At 67.0% G+C, this 16588-nt stretch carries 14 protein-coding genes; 3 read left to right on the forward strand and 11 right to left on the reverse strand.

Annotated elements, in window-relative coordinates; genetic code table 11:
- Positions 1-33: 33 nt before the first annotated feature.
- From guaA to moeB, 5 genes are all read right to left on the reverse strand, one after another.
- Positions 34-1599: a glutamine-hydrolyzing GMP synthase gene (gene guaA / locus J3A72_RS15220; RefSeq protein WP_005413109.1), complete on the reverse strand. Its 1566-nt coding sequence runs from the start codon at positions 1597-1599 to the stop codon at positions 34-36.
- A gap of 103 nt (positions 1600-1702) precedes the next feature.
- On the reverse strand, positions 1703-3160 hold the full coding sequence (gene guaB, locus J3A72_RS15225; protein ID WP_005416248.1) for an IMP dehydrogenase: 1458 nt from the start codon (positions 3158-3160) through the stop codon (positions 1703-1705).
- A 291-nt stretch (positions 3161-3451) separates the two neighbouring features.
- A complete protein-coding gene (gene folD, locus J3A72_RS15230) occupies positions 3452-4330 on the reverse strand; it encodes a bifunctional methylenetetrahydrofolate dehydrogenase/methenyltetrahydrofolate cyclohydrolase FolD (protein WP_049402332.1) in 879 nt (292 codons plus the stop codon).
- A gap of 178 nt (positions 4331-4508) precedes the next feature.
- A complete protein-coding gene (locus tag J3A72_RS15235; RefSeq protein ID WP_046430199.1) occupies positions 4509-6341 on the reverse strand; it encodes a monovalent cation:proton antiporter-2 (CPA2) family protein in 1833 nt (610 codons plus the stop codon).
- Positions 6342-6638: 297 nt separating this feature from the next.
- A complete protein-coding gene (gene moeB / locus J3A72_RS15240; RefSeq protein WP_075076765.1) occupies positions 6639-7775 on the reverse strand; it encodes a molybdopterin-synthase adenylyltransferase MoeB in 1137 nt (378 codons plus the stop codon).
- An 88-nt stretch (positions 7776-7863) separates the two neighbouring features.
- On the opposite strand from moeB, the gene J3A72_RS15245 reads away from it, so the two are divergent.
- The 3 genes from J3A72_RS15245 to J3A72_RS15255 all read left to right on the forward strand — a co-directional run bounded on the left by J3A72_RS15245 (position 7864) and on the right by J3A72_RS15255 (position 10245).
- Positions 7864-8679 carry an AraC family transcriptional regulator gene (locus J3A72_RS15245; RefSeq protein ID WP_075076764.1) on the forward strand — a complete coding sequence of 272 codons (816 nt, stop codon included), beginning with the start codon at positions 7864-7866 and terminating at the stop codon, positions 8677-8679.
- A gap of 74 nt (positions 8680-8753) precedes the next feature.
- Positions 8754-9389 (forward strand): LysE family translocator, encoded by a 636-nt coding sequence (locus tag J3A72_RS15250; protein WP_075076763.1) that lies wholly within the window; start codon positions 8754-8756, stop codon positions 9387-9389.
- 94 nt (positions 9390-9483) lie between these two features.
- Positions 9484-10245: a lysine transporter LysE gene (locus J3A72_RS15255; RefSeq protein WP_075076762.1), complete on the forward strand. Its 762-nt coding sequence runs from the start codon at positions 9484-9486 to the stop codon at positions 10243-10245.
- A gap of 132 nt (positions 10246-10377) precedes the next feature.
- Here J3A72_RS15255 and der read toward each other — a convergent pair whose 3' ends face one another.
- The 6 genes from der to rlmN all read right to left on the reverse strand — a co-directional run bounded on the left by der (position 10378) and on the right by rlmN (position 16581).
- The gene (gene der / locus J3A72_RS15260) at positions 10378-11775 is read right to left on the reverse strand and encodes a ribosome biogenesis GTPase Der (RefSeq protein WP_014646861.1); all 1398 of its coding nucleotides are present in this window, start codon (positions 11773-11775) and stop codon (positions 10378-10380) included.
- Between the two features lie 17 nt (positions 11776-11792).
- The gene (bamB, locus tag J3A72_RS15265) at positions 11793-13001 is read right to left on the reverse strand and encodes an outer membrane protein assembly factor BamB (RefSeq protein WP_046430197.1); all 1209 of its coding nucleotides are present in this window, start codon (positions 12999-13001) and stop codon (positions 11793-11795) included.
- Positions 13001-13639 carry a tetratricopeptide repeat protein gene (locus J3A72_RS15270; RefSeq protein WP_014646859.1) on the reverse strand — a complete coding sequence of 213 codons (639 nt, stop codon included), beginning with the start codon at positions 13637-13639 and terminating at the stop codon, positions 13001-13003. The genes bamB and J3A72_RS15270 overlap by 1 nt, the downstream gene beginning before the upstream one ends.
- A 64-nt stretch (positions 13640-13703) precedes the next feature.
- On the reverse strand, positions 13704-14576 hold the full coding sequence (locus tag J3A72_RS15275; protein ID WP_075076761.1) for a RodZ domain-containing protein: 873 nt from the start codon (positions 14574-14576) through the stop codon (positions 13704-13706).
- Between the two features lie 18 nt (positions 14577-14594).
- Positions 14595-15389: a type IV pilus biogenesis/stability protein PilW gene (gene pilW, locus J3A72_RS15280; protein WP_075076760.1), complete on the reverse strand. Its 795-nt coding sequence runs from the start codon at positions 15387-15389 to the stop codon at positions 14595-14597.
- Positions 15376-16581 carry a 23S rRNA (adenine(2503)-C(2))-methyltransferase RlmN gene (gene rlmN, locus J3A72_RS15285; RefSeq protein ID WP_005409296.1) on the reverse strand — a complete coding sequence of 402 codons (1206 nt, stop codon included), beginning with the start codon at positions 16579-16581 and terminating at the stop codon, positions 15376-15378. Before rlmN ends, pilW begins: the two co-directional genes overlap by 14 nt.
- Positions 16582-16588 lie beyond the last annotated feature (7 nt).

The following is a 16588-nucleotide window of genomic DNA, read 5'->3' on the forward strand; positions in this document are numbered from 1 at the left end:
GATACTAGGCGATAGTCCTCGAAGGACCTGATTTCACTCCCACTCAATAGTAGCCGGCGGCTTCCCCGAGATGTCATAGACAACCCGTGACACCCCCCGCAACTCATTGATGATCCGGTTGCTCACCGTCCCCAGGAACTCATACGGCAGATGCGCCCAATGCGCGGTCATGAAGTCAATCGTCTCCACGGCCCTTAGCGCAATCACCCACTCATACGCACGCGCATCGCCCACCACGCCCACCGACTTCACCGGCAGGAACACGGCGAACGCCTGGCTGGTCTTGTCGTACAGGTCAGCCTTGCGCAGCTCATCAATGAAGATGGCATCGGCCTTGGCCAGCAGCTCGGCGTATTCGCGCTTCACTTCGCCCAGGATACGCACGCCCAGGCCCGGGCCCGGGAACGGATGGCGGTAGACCATGGTGCGCGGCAGGCCCAGCTCAACGCCCAGGCGGCGCACTTCGTCCTTGAACAGCTCGCGCAGCGGCTCCACCAGGCCCAGCTTCATATGCTCCGGCAGGCCACCCACGTTGTGGTGGCTCTTGATCACATGCGCCTTGCCGGTCTTGCTGCCGGCCGACTCGATCACGTCCGGGTAGATGGTGCCCTGCGCCAGCCATTTGGCGTTCTTCAGCTTGTTCGACTCTTCGTCGAAGATCTCAACGAACAGGTTGCCGATGATCTTGCGCTTGGCTTCCGGGTCGCTCACGCCTTCCAGCGCGGCAAAGTAACGGTCGGCGGCGTTCACGCGCACCACCTTCACGCCCATGTGCTCGGCGAACATCGCCATCACCTGGTCGCCTTCCTGCCAGCGCAGCAGGCCGGTATCCACGAACACGCAGGTCAGCTTCTCGCCGATGGCCTTGTGCAGCAGCGCGGCCACAACCGACGAATCGACGCCGCCGGACAGGCCCAGGATCACCTCGTCATCGCCCACCTGTTCGCGCACGCGGGCGATCTGGTCGTCGATGATGTTGGCGGCGGTCCACAGGGTCTGGCAGCCGCACACGTCCACCACGAAGCGGCGCAGCAGCGCCTGGCCCTGCAGGGTGTGGGTCACTTCCGGGTGGAACTGCACGCCGTACCAGCGCTTTTCTTCGTTGGCCATGGCGGCCACCGGAATGCGGTCGGTGGTGGCGGTGATGGTGAAGCCCGGTGGCGCAACGGAGACGTGGTCGCCGTGGCTCATCCAGACATTCAGCTTCGGCTCGCCGCCGTGGTCGCTCAGGCCCTTGAACAGTGCATCGGGGTTGATGACGTTCACTTCGGCGTGGCCGAACTCGCGCTGGTCAGCCGCTTCGGTGGCACCGCCCAGCTGCGCGGCCAGGGTCTGCATGCCGTAGCAGATGCCGAAGATCGGCAGACCGCTGTCGAACACTTCCTGCGGCGCGGCCGGCGCACCCGGCAGCGTGGTCGATTCCGGGCCACCGGACAGGATGATGCCCTTGGCGCCGAACGCTGCGATCTCGGCCGGGTTGTGGTCCCACGCCCAGATTTCGCAGTAGACGCCCAGCTCGCGGATGCGGCGGGCGATCAGCTGCGTGTACTGCGCGCCGAAATCGAGGATGAGGATCTTGTCGTTATGGATGTTGGTCATGGCGCCCCGGCAATGCAGTAGGGAAAACGAAATCAGATTTACGGCGGCAGATGGAGAAAGAGGAACGGGAAGTGCTTCCCCGTTCCTCTTTGCTCGGCCCGCGTCAGGCGCGGTAGTTCGGCGGCTCTTTGGTGATCGTCACGTCGTGGACGTGGCTCTCACGCTGGCCGGCGCCGCTGATCTTCACGAACTTGGGCTTGCTGCGCATGTCTTCGATGGTGGCGCAGCCCACGTAGCCCATGGTGGCGCGCAGGCCGCCCATCAGCTGGTGGATGATGCCGCCCACCGGGCCGCGGTACGGCACGCGACCTTCGATGCCTTCCGGCACCAGCTTGTCGGCGGTGGCGGCGTCCTGGAAGTAACGGTCCTTCGACCCCTTCTCCATGGCAGCCAGCGAACCCATGCCGCGGTAGCTCTTGTACGAACGGCCCTGGTACAGCTCGGTCTCGCCCGGCGATTCCTCGGTACCGGCCAGCAGGCCGCCGACCATGATGGTCGAGGCACCGGCGGCCAGCGCCTTGCCGATGTCGCCGGAGTAGCGGATGCCACCGTCGGCGATCAGCGGGATGCGGTCCTGCAGCGCTTCGGCCACCAGATCAATCGCGGTGACCTGCGGCACGCCGACGCCGGCAACCACGCGGGTGGTGCAGATCGAGCCCGGGCCGATGCCGACCTTGACCGCGTCCGCGCCGCTGTCCAGCAGCGCCAGTGCGGCTTCGCCGGTGCAGATGTTGCCACCGATGACCTGCACGTTCGGGAAGTTCTTCTTGACCCAGCTGACGCGGTCCAGCACGCCCTGCGAGTGGCCGTGCGCGGTATCGACCACGATCACGTCCACGCCGGCGGCGACCAGCGCTTCCACGCGGCGATCGGTATCGCCACCCACGCCGACGGCAGCGCCGACCAGCAGGCGGGTCGACAGATCCTTGGCAGCGTTCGGGAAGTCGGTGTTCTTCTGGATGTCCTTGACGGTGATCAGGCCACGCAGTTCGAACGAGTCATTGACCACCAGCACCTTCTCGATGCGGTTGCGGTGCAGCAGCTGCAGCACTTCGTCGGAGGCGGCGCCTTCCTTGACCGTGATCAGGCGATCCTTCTTGGTCATGATGTGGCGGACCGGATCGTCCAGCTCGGTCTCGAAGCGCATGTCGCGGTGGGTCACGATGCCGGCCAGCTGGCCGTCGCTGCCCACCACCGGCACGCCGGAGATGTTGTGCGCCTGGGTCAGGGCCAGCACGTCGCGGATGGTGGTTTCCGGGCCGACGGTGATCGGGTCGCGGATGACACCGGCCTCGAACTTCTTGACCTTGGCCACTTCTGCGGCCTGCTGTTCCAGGCTGAGATTCTTGTGGATGATGCCCATGCCGCCGAGCTGAGCCATGGCGATGGCCAGGCGGGCCTCGGTGACGGTATCCATGGCTGCGGACAGGATCGGAAGCTTCAGCTTCAGGTCTCGGGTCAACCGCGTTTCGAGGTTGACGTCCTTGGGCAGGATGGTCGAGTGGGCGGGGACGAGCGAGACGTCGTCGTAAGTGAGTGCTTCAGCCTGGATGCGCAGCATCGGCATACCCGAGATGTGGGGAAGCGCGACATTTTACCCTGTTTTCGTGCCGCGTGGCAGGGGGTAGATGCGACGCAGTGTCGCGCCGGCGGCGATTGGTTCAGGGCGACGGACCGGGGCCACGCGCCGCCTGGGAACCCCCACGGAACCGCCTTTGGTAGGTGCCAACCTTGGTTGGCACGATCCGTCCGGCACCGGCACCCCAGATGGGCCGATGGCCCCGATGGATGTGTGCCAACCAAGGTTGGCACCTACCAGGAGCAGGCCAACGGTTGCCCCCACCCCAAAAGGTCAGCTCAGCGCTTCCGCCGCTTCCAGCGTGTTCTGCATCAACGTGGCCACGGTCATCGGGCCCACGCCGCCCGGCACCGGGGTGATCCAGCTCGCCCGCTGGGCAGCGGCCTCAAACCCAACATCGCCCACCAGCCGGCCGTCGTCCAACCGGTTGATACCCACGTCGATCACCACCGCGCCCGGCTTCACCCATTCGCCCGGCACGATGCCCGGGCGACCCACCGCCACCACCAGGATGTCGGCGTTGCGCACGGCCTGTTCCAGTACGTCCTTGGGGGTGAACTTGTGGCAGCTGGTCACGGTGCAGCCGGCAATCAGCAGCTCCAGGCCCATCGGCCGGCCCACATGGTTGCTCACGCCCACGATGGTGGCGTTGCGGCCGCGCACCGGCTGGTCGGTGTGGCCCAGCAGCGTGGTGATGCCGCGCGGGGTGCACGGGCGCAGGCCGAACTCGCGCAGGGCCAGGTGGCCGACGTTTTCCGGGTGGAAGCCGTCCACGTCCTTGCGCGGGTCGATGCGCTGGATCAGCCGGCGCGCATCGGGGATGCCCGGCAGCGGCAGCTGGATCAGGATGCCGTTGATCTTCGGATCGGCGTTGAGCTGGTCGATCAGGTCGAGCAGCTCGGCTTCGGTGGTACCGGCCGGCAGGTCGTAGTCATGCGCTTCGATGCCGACCTTCTCGGCGGCACGGCGCTTGTTGCGCACGTACACGGTCGAGGCCGGGTCGCCACCGACCAGCACCACGGCCAGGCCCGGACGGCTGCCGCCGGCGGCCACGCGGGCGTCGACGCGCACCTTCAGGCTGTCGAGCAGGTCCTCGGCGATGCGGCGGCCGTCAAGGATGCGGGCAGGATGCTGGGGGGCGGAATCGGTCATCGGGAGCAGGCGTGGGGCGGCGGGGACGCTATTGTCCCTGATTCAGGCCCCCTCGCCCACCGCAGGATGGGGTCCTGACGGGGTCGGATCCCTTTGCCACAGGCAAAGGGCTCTGACCCCAGCACGACGTAGCGGGGTCAGATCCCTTTCCGCTGGAAAGGGATCTGACCCGCAAACGTTATTCTTCCTCTTCCGGCACGTCCTGCGGGTTCAACGTCTTGCTTGCCCGCTTCGGCGCGGTGAACGGCGTCGGCGTCGGCACGCCCTGGCCTGAATTGCCGAACACCATCTTGGCGCCGGCATTCAAACCACCACCGGCAATCTCCAGCTCGAAACGCTCGGCATCGCGGCGACGGATCTGCTCGGCAATCTCCACCGCGTCGTCTTCATCCGCACCCAGTTCCACCAGAGCGGCCTGGCCGAACAACACCGCCGATTCAAACGTCTCGCGGATCTGGAAATCGACGCCGGCATGGATCAGCCGCAGCGAATGTTCGCGGTCGAACGAGCGCACCATCAGCTTGGCCTGCGGGAACTCGTGCGACACCAGTTCGACGATGCGGTCGGCGGCCTCGGCCTTGTCCACGCACACCGCAATCGCACGCGCGGTGGCCGCGCCCGAGGCATGCAGCACGTCCAGTCGCGTACCGTCGCCGTAGTAGATCTTGAAACCGAAACGCGCGGCGCTCTGGATCATCTCCACGTCGTTGTCGATGATGGTCACGTCCACGTCGCGCGCCAGCAGCGACTGGCTGGCGACCTGGCCGAAGCGGCCGAAGCCGATCAGCAGCACACTACCGGACAGGCCCTCGGCCTCGTCCACGCCGTCCATGTTCACCGTCGGCTTCGGCGCGATGCGCTTGTAGACCAGCACCACCAGCGGGGTCAGCGCCATCGACAACACCACCACGGCGGTGAAGTTGGCATTGATCTCCAGGTTGATCACGCCGGCTGAGGCGGCAGCGGAGAACAGCACGAAGGCGAACTCGCCGCCCTGCGCCATCAGCACGCCGCGATCCAGCGCCTGCGCGTGGTCGCTGCCCATGATGCGCGCCACCACGTAGATGCACAGCGCCTTGGCCACCATCAGCGCCAGCACCAAGCCGAGGATCAGCTGCCAGTTGCCAGCCACCACGCCCAGGTCCAGCGCCATGCCCACGCTGAGGAAGAACAGGCCGAGCAGGATGCCGCGGAATGGCTCGATGTCCGCTTCGATCTGGTGACGGAAGGTCGACTCGCTCAGCAGCACGCCGGCCAGGAACGCGCCCATCGCCATCGACAGGCCGGACAGCTGCATCAGCAGCGCCGCACCCAGCACCACCAGCAGCGCGGCGGCGGTCATCACCTCGCGCGCCTTCGATTCGGCCAGCACGCGGAACAACGGATTGAGCAGGAAGCGGCCGACCAGCACCAGGCCGACGATGGCGCCCACGCCGATCGCCACCGACAGCCAGCGCGAGCCCTCGCCGTCGGCACTGCCCGCGCTCGGGCCCATCCACGCCACCAGCGCCAGCAGCGGCACGATCAGCAGGTCTTCGAACAGCAGGATCGAAACAATCTTCTGCCCCGACGGCAGCGCGATGTCGCCGCGCTCGGCCAGCAACTGCATCACCACTGCGGTGGAGGTCAGCACAAAGCCGGTGGCACCGATGAAGGCCACCTGCCACGGCAGGCCGAACAGCTTGGCGATGCTGGTCAGCACCAGCGCACAGGTGACGATCTGCAGCGTGCCCAGCCCAAAGATCTCCTTGCGCAGGCTCCACAGGTGCGAGGGCCGCATTTCCAGGCCGATCACGAACAGGAACATCACCACGCCGAGTTCGGCGGTATGCAGGATGGCCTGCGGGTCGGAGAACCAGCCCAGCCCGAACGGCCCGATCGCCAGGCCGGCGGCGAAGTAGCCCAGCACCGAGCCCAGGCCGGCCCGACGGAACAAAGGCACCATCACCACCGCCGCGCCCAACAGGGCGACGACCTTGACCAGCTCGCTGGTCGCTGCTTCTACCGCCATGCGGTGTGTTCCCCAAGATCCAGAATCGCGTTCAACAATAGAGCAATGCCGATGACGGCAATAGCACGCATGTTGCGCCGGATTGTCTTGGAGATGGAACGATACCGGGAGTGACCCCCAGCATCATCCCGAAACCATGCATCCGCGTCGGTGGGTGCCAACCTTGGTTGGCACAACCACAACCTGTAGAGCCGAGCCCACGCTCGGCTGCTCTTCGTGCCGAGGCCAGAAGCAGCCGAGCACGGGCTCGGCTCTACAGTAGATCCACGCCATGCGCGGATGACGCCCCGGCCAGCCTCACCCACCCCGGCAGAACGCGGCGTAATCGATATATCCCGGGAACGGCACGCCCGGCGCGCACACCGGGCAATGCGGGTCCGGCCGGATGCCGGTCTCACGGAAGCGCATGCCCAGCGCGTCGAAGCGCAGCAGGCGGCCGACCAGCGGCTCACCGATACCCAGCAGCAGCTTCAGCACCTCGGTGGCCTGCAGCACGCCCGCCAGGCCGGGCAGCACGCCCAGCACACCGGCCTCGGAACAGTTCGGCGCGAACTCCGGCGGCGGTGGCTCCGGGAACAGGCAGCGGTAGCACGGCGCCACGCCGCGCTGGCGGCCAGCGTCAAACACGCTTACCTGGCCGTCAAAGCGCTCGATGGCGGCATACACCAGCGGCGTGGTGTGCTTGATGCAGGCGTCGTTGAGCAGGTAGCGCAGCGGGAAGTTGTCCGACCCATCCAGCACCACGTCCACGCCCTCCAGCAGCGCATCCACGTTCTCGGAAGTGACCCACTCAGGCACCGCCTCGACGTCGATCGACGGGTTCAGCGCCAGCAGCCGCTCGCGCGCCGAATCGACCTTGAACTGGCCGACGCTGGCTTCGGTATGCACGATCTGGCGGTGCAGGTTGCTGCGCTCCACCCGATCATGGTCGGCGAAGCGCAGGTGCCCTACCCCGGCGGCGGCCAGGTAGAAGCCCGCCGGCGCGCCCAGCCCACCCGCGCCCAGCACCAGCACGCGTGATTGCTGCAGCCGGCGCTGGCCGGCCTCGCCCACCTGTGGCAGCAGCAGGTGGCGCGAATAGCGATCGTAGAAGTCGCGGTCGGCGGCGCTGGCCAGCGGCTGCACCAGCGGCAGCGACTGCTCGCGCCAGGCCACGGTGCCGCCGGTCACGGAAGCGACGTGGGTGTAGCCGGTCTCCCGCAGGAACTGCGCGGCATCGGCCGAGCGCTTGCCACTCTGGCAGATCAACAGGATTTCCTGGTCGTGCTTTGGCAGATGCGCGGCCGGGTCGGCCTGCAGCTCGCCCTTGGCCACGCCGCGCGCGCCCTCGGCCATGCCGCCGGCCCGTTCGTGCGCCTCGCGCACATCGATCAGCACCGCGCCATGGGCCAGGCGCTCGCGTGCCTGCGCGGGGGAAAGCTCTTGGATGCTCATGGCCGCATTATCGCGCAGACACCCTCGACGCGCCCTGCCCCGAACATGGCACCATGCGGGCGTTGCCCCTGCATCCCGGAACCTCTGCATGCGCTCTGCCACCGAATTCTGGCGTGACCCGCGCATGCCCTTCGTCGAAAGCCGACGGGCGTGCGACAGCCGCGCCTGCCATCGCCCGCACAGCCATGACACCTTCTCGATAGGCGCCGTCGACGCCGGCAGCAGCCTGTTCACCGGCGCCGCGGAAGGGCCGCGCCTGCTGCAGCCCGGCAACCTGGTCGGCGTACCTGCAGGCCGCGTGCACGCCTGCAACCCCCTGCCCGGCCAGGTCTGGAGCTACCAGATGCTACATCTGGACCCGCGTTGGATGGCCGAGGTTCGCGCCGAGTATGACGACCTGCCCGAACCCGACTGGCAGCAGGAGCCGATCCGGATTTCCAACCACCGCCCGCGCTACCAGCAGTACTGCCAGCTCAACGAGACGCTCTTCTCCGACGATCCGGTCAGCGTCAAGGAAGCGGCCCTGATCGCGTTCGTCGGCGATCTGGATGAACACGATGGTATAGCCGTCGCCGGCCCGGTTGAAGATGCCGCGTTACAGCAGCGCTTGCAGCCGGTGATGGACGTTCTGCGCCAGCGGCTCGAACACACCCCGGCCCTGCAGGAGCTGGCATCGCTGGCAGGCATGAGCCGCTACCAGCTGATCCGTGCCTTCCGACGTGCCACGGGCCTGACGCCACACGCCTGGCAGATCGACCAGCGCATCCAGGAGGCCCGCCGGCGGCTGTGCGAAGGGCAGGCGCTGGCCGTGGTCGCACATGCGCTGGGCTTTGCCGATCAGAGCCATTTCCAGCGGGTCTTCAAGGCCCACGCTGGTGCTACCCCGGGCCAGTACCGGCGCTGAGCCTGCAATAACGTTCAATACCATCGCGCGGCGCATCCCCAGACTGGCGCCCCAGCCAGCCGCCGCCGGACCCGATGGAACAGTTCCTGGTCATCGCCACCGTACATTTTCTCGCCCTGCTCTCGCCCGGCCCCGACTTCTTCCTCGTTGCACGCACCGCGATCACCTCGGGCTGGCGCACCGCCAGTGGCGCCTGCGCAGGCATCGCCCTCGGCAATGGCGTCTTCATCGTGGCCGCTTTTACCGGAACGGCCATGCTTCGCGCAGGCAGCGCAGGGTTCATTGCGGTGCAGTTGGCGGGCTGCGGGTTCCTGCTGTACCTCGGCACGCTGTTCCTGCGCCATGCGGGTTCGACGACGTTGCAGGCATCTGAAGCTGCGGACGAATCGCGAGCGGGTGGTGCCCACGGATGGTGGAAGGCGGCAGGACTGGGCGCCCTGTCTGCGCTGCTGAACCCGAAGAATGCGCTGTTCTACGCAACGTTGGCGGCAATGCTCAACGGTCCGCAGGCCAGCACCGCAACGAAGTTCTTCTATGGCGCATGGATGTTCGGCATCGTCCTGCTATGGGATCTGCTGGTAGCCGCGCTGGTCGGCCACTCATGGGTGCTGGGTCGGTTCGCACGTGCCCTGCCCTGGCTGGAGCGGGCCGCAGGGCTCCTGATGATTGCACTGGCGTTATGGATCGTCGTGTCGCTGTGGGTGGGCTGATGCCGGCGATTCGCGCCTGTCGCAATGGCGTTCAATACCGCGCATTCACACCCGCCCACACTCTGCACTTCCTGTAGGTCAGTGGCAGGTTTACGTGCAGCAGTTCTTCATCGTCGCGGTGCTGTACGGCTTCGCCATGCTCCTGCCTGCGTCGAATCACGCGAAGATCCTGCGCACCGCGATGGGCGCGGGCGGGCACGCCGCCATGGCCGCATCATTCGGTATCGCCATCGGTACCGGCGTCATCTGCGCCACGGCCTTCGTTGCGGCGGACATGCTGGGAAACCGCGGCCTGTGGACGCTGGCGATGCAGTGCGCGGGCTGCCTCCTGCTGCTGCGCCTGGCGGGCATGTGCCTGCGCGACGCCGGCCTGACCAGCTTCTCTCCGCTTTCCCTGCAGATGCCCTGGGGCCTGAGCGCCCGCTCCCGTTGGCCGCACGCCGAAGCTGGGTGCCTGCTGGCGCTCGCCAGCAGCAGCAACTGGATGCTGCAGTTTGCGGCGGCTGCCCTGCTTACCGGCCTCGTTGCCGACACTGGCACCAAGGCCGCTTACGTGGCTGGCCTGAGCGGCGTCGCGCTGTCGCTCGGCCTGCTGATGGCATGGCTCGGCAGCCATCTGCGCTGGGCACGGAGGTATTGTCGATTGCTTCCGTGGCTGGAGCATGCCGCAGGCCTGGTGACCGGGGCGGTGTCGGTGGCGTACCTGGCAGGAGCATTGGGTACCACCCTGGTCTGGGCAAGCATCACGGGGCAGGCGCGGCTGCCGGAATCGATGATGGCCGCACCCCGCAGCATCCCATGCGCCTTGCCACATTGCCGCGCACGTCGCGGCGGTCGCCCAGATCGAGATCTGTAGAGCCGAGCCCATGCTCGGCTGACGCACGCAGCGCGCCTCGTCAATCCGCGAAAAGCAGCCGAGCATGGGCTCGGCTCTACAGACCGGTTCGCCGCAACGAAAAAGGCGGCCCTGCGGCCGCCTTCTCGTGAATCACTTGCCCTTGACGTGCTTCATCAAGCGCCGCTTGGCCTTGACCTGCCGCTCGGTGAGGACGTTCTTCTTGCCCTCGTACGGGTTGGTACCCTCGCGGAAGATGAAGCTCACCGGCGTGCCTATCAGTTTGAAGCGCTTGCGGAAGAAGTTCTCCAGGTAGCGCTTGTACGACTCCTGCAGCTCCTTCAGGCGGGTGCCGTGCACGATGAAGGTCGGCGGGTTGGAACCGGCCGGGTGCACGTAGCGCAGCTTGGAGACGTGGCCGCGGATGGTCGGCGGCGGGTTGGTCTCGTAGGCCACTTCCAGCGCCTTGTTCACTTCGCTGGTGGTGAAGGTCTTGTTCGCCGATTCGTGCGCGCGGTGCACCGCGCGGAACAGCTCACGCAGGCCCGAACCATGCTTGGCCGATATGCGCACGGACTCGGCCCACGGCACGAAGCCCAGCTTCAGCGACAGCATGGTTTCGGCCTGCTCGCGCTGGTACTCGGTCAGGCCATCCCACTTGTTGATGGCGATCACCAGCGCGCGGCCGGCATCGAGCACGGCACCGAGCACGGTGGCGTCCTGGTCGGTCACGCCTTCGGTGGCGTCGAGCATCAGCACGGCCACCTGGCACTGCTCGATCGACTGCATGGTCTTGACCACCGAGAACTTCTCGACGACCTCGTCCACGCGCGACCGACGGCGCAGGCCGGCGGTATCGATCAGGCGGTACTCGCGGCCATCACGCTCCAGGTCCACCGCGATCGAGTCGCGGGTGGTGCCCGGCACGTCGGAGGCGATCATGCGCTCCTCGCCGAGGATGCGGTTGACCAGGGTCGACTTGCCCACGTTCGGGCGGCCGACGAAGGCGATGCGGATGCGGTTCGGATCGTTGTCCAGCTCTTCGCCGCTGCCTTCTTCCGGCAGGCGCTGGATCACTTCGTCCAGCAGGTCGTCCAGGCCCTGGCGATGCGCGGCCGACACGGTCAGCATCTCGCCGAAGCCGTAACGGGCGAACTCCGAACGCACGGTGTCCTCGTCGGTGCCGTCGATCTTGTTGATCAACAGCAGCGTCGGGCGCGACAGCTTGCGCAGCCAGGCCAGGATCTCGTCGTCCATCGCCGAGGTACCCTCACGGGCGTCGACCACGAACAGGATCAGGTCGGCTTCCGCCGCAGCGGCGCGGGCCTGGCGGGTGGTAGCCCCTGCCAGACCCTCTTCCTCTTCCGCGATACCGCCGGTGTCGACGACGAGGAAATGATTGTCCTCGTCCAGCCGGCAGACACCGTAGTTGCGGTCGCGGGTGACGCCGGGCTGGTCATGGACCAGCGCGTCACGGGTGCGGGTAAGCGCATTGAAAATAGTCGACTTGCCGACATTCGGCCGTCCAACCAGGGCGACCAAAGGCAGCATCGCGATTACTCCAATTTTTAATTTGCCAACCGGAAGGCGGTCAGCTTGCCATCAACGTTCTGCACCAGCAGCACCCCGTCTGCGACGACCGGCTGGGCCAGCAGGGCGTCGCCGCCACTTTTTGCCCGTGCCGCCATCGCACCATCGGACGCCTGCAACCAGTGCACGTATCCCTTGTAGTCGCCGACCACCACGTAGTCGCCGTGCAGCGCCGGGCCGGTCAGCGAACGACGGGCCAGCGCGGTCTGCGACCACATGGCCGCGCCGCTAGCCTTGTCCAGGCCGAACACGCCGCCCTTGTTGTCGGTGACGAACACATTGCCCGACGACACCGCCACGCCACCGGCACCGCCATGGTCGCGCGCCCACAGCGGGCGACCGGTCGGGCCTTCGATGGCCATGGTCTGGTTCTTGAAGCTGCTCACGTAGAGGGTGTTGCCCTCCAGCACCGGAGCGCCGTCGACGTCGGCCATACGCTCCAGCTCGGTGCGGCCTTCGCCGTTGCCGAGGTTCTGTTCCCACAGCGTGCGGCCATCCTGCTGGGCCAGGGCCGCAACCGCGCCCTCGTCCTTGCCGATGAACAGCACGCCCGGGCCGGTCACCACCGGCGCGTTGCCACGCACGGTCAGCGCCGGCAGCTCGCTCGGGTTGAACCACTTCTGGGTGCCGTTGCCGGCATCGAAGCCGGTAACGCGGCCGTCGTTGCTGCGCACGTAGACCATGCCCTGGGCCACGGCCGGCGCGGCGATGACTTCACCCGGAACACGGGCGCGCCACTTCTCGCTGCCATCGTTGATATCCAGCGCGATGACCTGGCCATCCAGCGTGCCGATCACGACCAGGTTCTCACCGACACCCGGGCCGCCGGACAGGCGCAGCTTCGCCTTCTTCTTTTCCTTCTTCGGCTCCCAGGTCCAGACCTTCTTGCCGGTCTGCAGGTCGATGGCGTGCACGCCACCGGTGATCGCCGCAGCGAACACGTGGCCGTTGGCCACTGCCGGGCCCTGGCGCACGCCGATGCGGCGCTCGCCCTTGCCGAGGTTGACCGACCAGGCCTTGCTGACCTTCACGGTCGGCTCGAACTTGACCAGCTCAGCCGGTTCCTGTGCCTTCTTCGCGGCCGCGTCCTTGCCGGCGAACCAGCCCTTCATGGTGCTGCAGCCGGTCAGGGCCATGCCCATCAGGAGCACGGTGGCGACGCGGGTGATCATGACCTTCTGACTCATCAAACCGACTCCGCAGGGGCGGCGACGGTGCCGCCGGCGTCCATAACCTTGGTTTCCAGCAGGCGCCGCTGCGGCGCTGCCACGTCCAGCGTCTTCAGCGCCTTCTCGTACTGTGCACGGGCCTCATCACGCTTGCCCTGCGCCATCAGCGCATCGCCATGGATTTCCAGGCTGCTGCTGTCGGTCGCGCTGCCCAGCAGCTTGATGGCCTCGTCGCTCTTGCCGGTGGCCACCAGCAGGCGGGCCACACGCTGGTCGACCACGCGCTGCAGGTCACCTTCGACCTTCACATTGCGCAGGGTTGCCAGTGCCTCTTCATTCTTGCCGGCGTCGACCTGGGCCTTGGCCAGCTGCAGCGCCGCGAGGTCGCCGTAGATGCTGGACGGGCCGGCTTCGAGCGCCTTGACCGCCTTGGCGGCGTCGTCAAGCTTGTTCTGCTGCAGGCCCTGCAGGGCCTTCTGGTACTCGACATTGGCCGAGGCCAGCTTGCCGCCCTGATCCTTCTGGTACCACTGCCAGCCAGCAATGGCACCGATGGCGATGACTACGCCACCGAGGATGCTGGCGCCATTCTTCCGCAGCCAGCTGCGGACGCGTTCACTTTGTTCGTGCTCGTCGAGCAGATCGTCGATCGCCATGCGTACTCTCGCCCCACCCGTCGGGAGGGACCATTGGGATTATCGAAGGTGGTGAAACCGCGCCTCAGTGCGAAACCGGGACAACGGAGCCTTCAGAGGATACCTGAAAGCGTGCCACGTTGGCTCGCTGGTAGGGGGTCAGATCGAGGATAGCGCCGTTCTGCTGAACCTGGACCGCCGAGGCGTTGCCCAGGGTCACCCGGGTCACCTGGCCCGGCGTGAAGCTGCGGGTCTCGCCGGACCTGATCAGCGCCTTCTCGACGGTGCTGCCGTCCGGGCCGCCGATGTCGACCCAGCTGTCGCCGCTGAACTGCATTTCCAGCGCGTTGCCGGCAGCCGCCGGAGCCGGCGCCGGGCGCGGCACCGGGGCCAGCGAGGCCACGTACGGGGTGGCCGCGGGCTTGCTGGCCGGGGCAGTGGCCGCTTCGGCCGGCGCAACAGCCTCGGCACCGGCCGTGGACGGGGTGACCGGCACGGCGGCCGGGATCACATCCAGCGAGGCGGTGCTCGGCGACGGGGTCGCGCTGCCGTCGAAGTGGCCACGGGTGGCGAACCACACCGGCACCGCCAGCACGGCGGTGATGCCGACATACAGCACGCGCCGGCCGAGGTTCTCGGCGATGCGGCGCGCACGCGGGGTATGGGTATGGCTGACCAGGGTGGGCGGAACCACCGGGCCGACCTGGGCCTGTTCCAGCAGCTGGCCGACATCCACGTCGAGCAGGCGCGCATAGCTGCGCAGCTGGCCACGCACGAACACCGGCGCCCCCAGCTTCTGCCATTGTTCCTCTTCCAGCGACTTGACCACCTGGACCGGCATGCGCAGGCGCGAGCCGACATCTTCGAGGGTCAGTCCGGCCGCTTCGCGGGCCTGGCGCAGGCGGGTGCCGCAGCCGGCCGCAGTCTCGAGAGCGCTCACAGTCTGGTCATCAATCACAATGCATCAACCCTGGAGTTAGGAGCCCGCGTCCTGCGGAAATTCCTGTCGAATCCGCTGCAGATAACGATCAGATGCCGCCCGATCGCCCAGCTTCACTTCGATTTGAGACGCAAGTTGTAACACGGAACGCGTTGCGGGTGCAGCCGCAATCCTACGTTCGGCGAAGGCCCGGGCCTCCATGTAGCGGCCCTGGCGGTAGCTCAGCTGGGCCATCGACTCCAGCGCGACCGGGTTGGCCGGGGCCGCCACGAGCGCCGCACGCAGGTCGCGTTCGGCACGTTCAAGCTGGCCCGCATCCAGTGCGCAGCTGCCGGCATTGGCCTGGGCTTCGCCCGGGGTGGCATAGCCCGGCGCCTGCAACGCGCGGTCGAACCAGACCAGCGATTCGGCCGGCTGGCCCTGCTGGCACAGCCAGGCACCGTAGTTGTTGAGCACGTCGCCGCGCTGCGGCGCCAGTTCGGCGGCCTTGCGGAAGTTCTCACCGGCCTGGCGGGTGCGGCCACGACGGTCATCGATGCCGGCCTGGAGCACCAGCGCGTCGGGCGCCTCGGGCGCCTCGGGCGCCAGCTTCAGTGCTTCGCGCACCTTGCGCTCGGCGGCATCGAGATTGCCGACCTGCATGTCGCGGGTCGCCAGCGTCAACAGGTCGCGCCAGCGCACTTCGCGCCGCACGCTTTCCGGGTCACCCACCGAATAGACCGGCGCCTGGCTCGGACCGAGCTTGGCCTTGGGATGGGATTTGCAGCCGCCGACCGCAACGGCCAGCACGCCTGCGAGAAGCGCCAGCCAGAGGCGGTCAGGCCGCGGCATCGCTCCCCTTCCCCGCCTGCAGCGTCTTGTTGAACTCCGCCTGGCGGCGGGTGCGGTCCATCACCTGGCCCTTGAGCTGGCCACAAGCGGCGTCGATGTCGTCGCCACGGGTGCGGCGGACCATGGTCAGCACGTTGCTGTCGAGCAGGATCTTCTGGAAGGCGCGGATGTGCGCTTCTTCCGAACGCTCGTAGCGGGTGCCCGGGAACGGATTGAAGGGAATCAGGTTGACCTTGCCCGAATCCTTGGCCTGCACCGCGTTGTCGAACTGGCGCATCAGGCGGGCCAATTCGCGGGCATGCTCGGGCTTGTCGTTGATGCCCTTCATCAGGGTGTATTCGAAGGTGACCGATTCGCGGCGCTTGTTGGCGCGCAGGTAGCGTGCGCATGAGGCCATCAGCTCGGCGATCGGGTACTTCTTGTTGAGCGGCACCAGGGTCTCGCGCAGCGCATCGTTCGGCGCATGCAGCGACACTGCCAGCGACACGTCGCTCTCGGCGGACAAGCGGTCGATCTGCGGCACCAGGCCGGAGGTCGACAGGGTCACGCGTTTGTTGGCCAGGCCGTAGCCCAGATCGTCGCGCATCACGCTCATGGCGCGCACGACGTTGTCGAAATTCATCAGCGGCTCGCCCATGCCCATCATCACCACGTTGGTGAGGCGGCGCATCTGGTGCGGCACGTTGCCCAGGTGGCGCGCGGCAACCCACACCTGGCCGATGATCTCGGCGGTGGTCAGGTTGCGGTTGAAGCCCTGGGTGGCGGTGGAGCAGAACGTGCAGTTCAGGCCGCAACCGACCTGCGAGGACACGCACAGCGTGCCGCGGGTCTTGTCCGGGATGTACACGGTCTCGATGGCGTTCTTGCCATCCACGCCCATCGCCAGCAGCCACTTGTGGGTGCCGTCGGCGGAGGGCTTGTCGAACACGATGTTCGGAACCAGCACCTCGGCATGGGCCTGCAGCTTGGCGCGCAGGACCTTGCCGAGGTCGGTCATTTCATCGAAATCGGTGACGTAGCGATGGTGGATCCACTTCATCACCTGGTGGGCACGGAACTTCTTTTCGCCGAGAACCTCGACGAAGAACTTCTCCAGGCCCGCGCGATCGAGGTCGAGCAGGTTCTGCTTGCCAGCCGTGGGTGCCGACTTCGGCAGCGGCTGGATGGCGGGGGACTGTACGACCTCGTTCACGGCATTA

This window comes from Stenotrophomonas sp. PvP093 (assembly GCF_017876915.1).
In the GTDB taxonomy this organism is placed as follows: domain Bacteria; phylum Pseudomonadota; class Gammaproteobacteria; order Xanthomonadales; family Xanthomonadaceae; genus Stenotrophomonas; species Stenotrophomonas muris.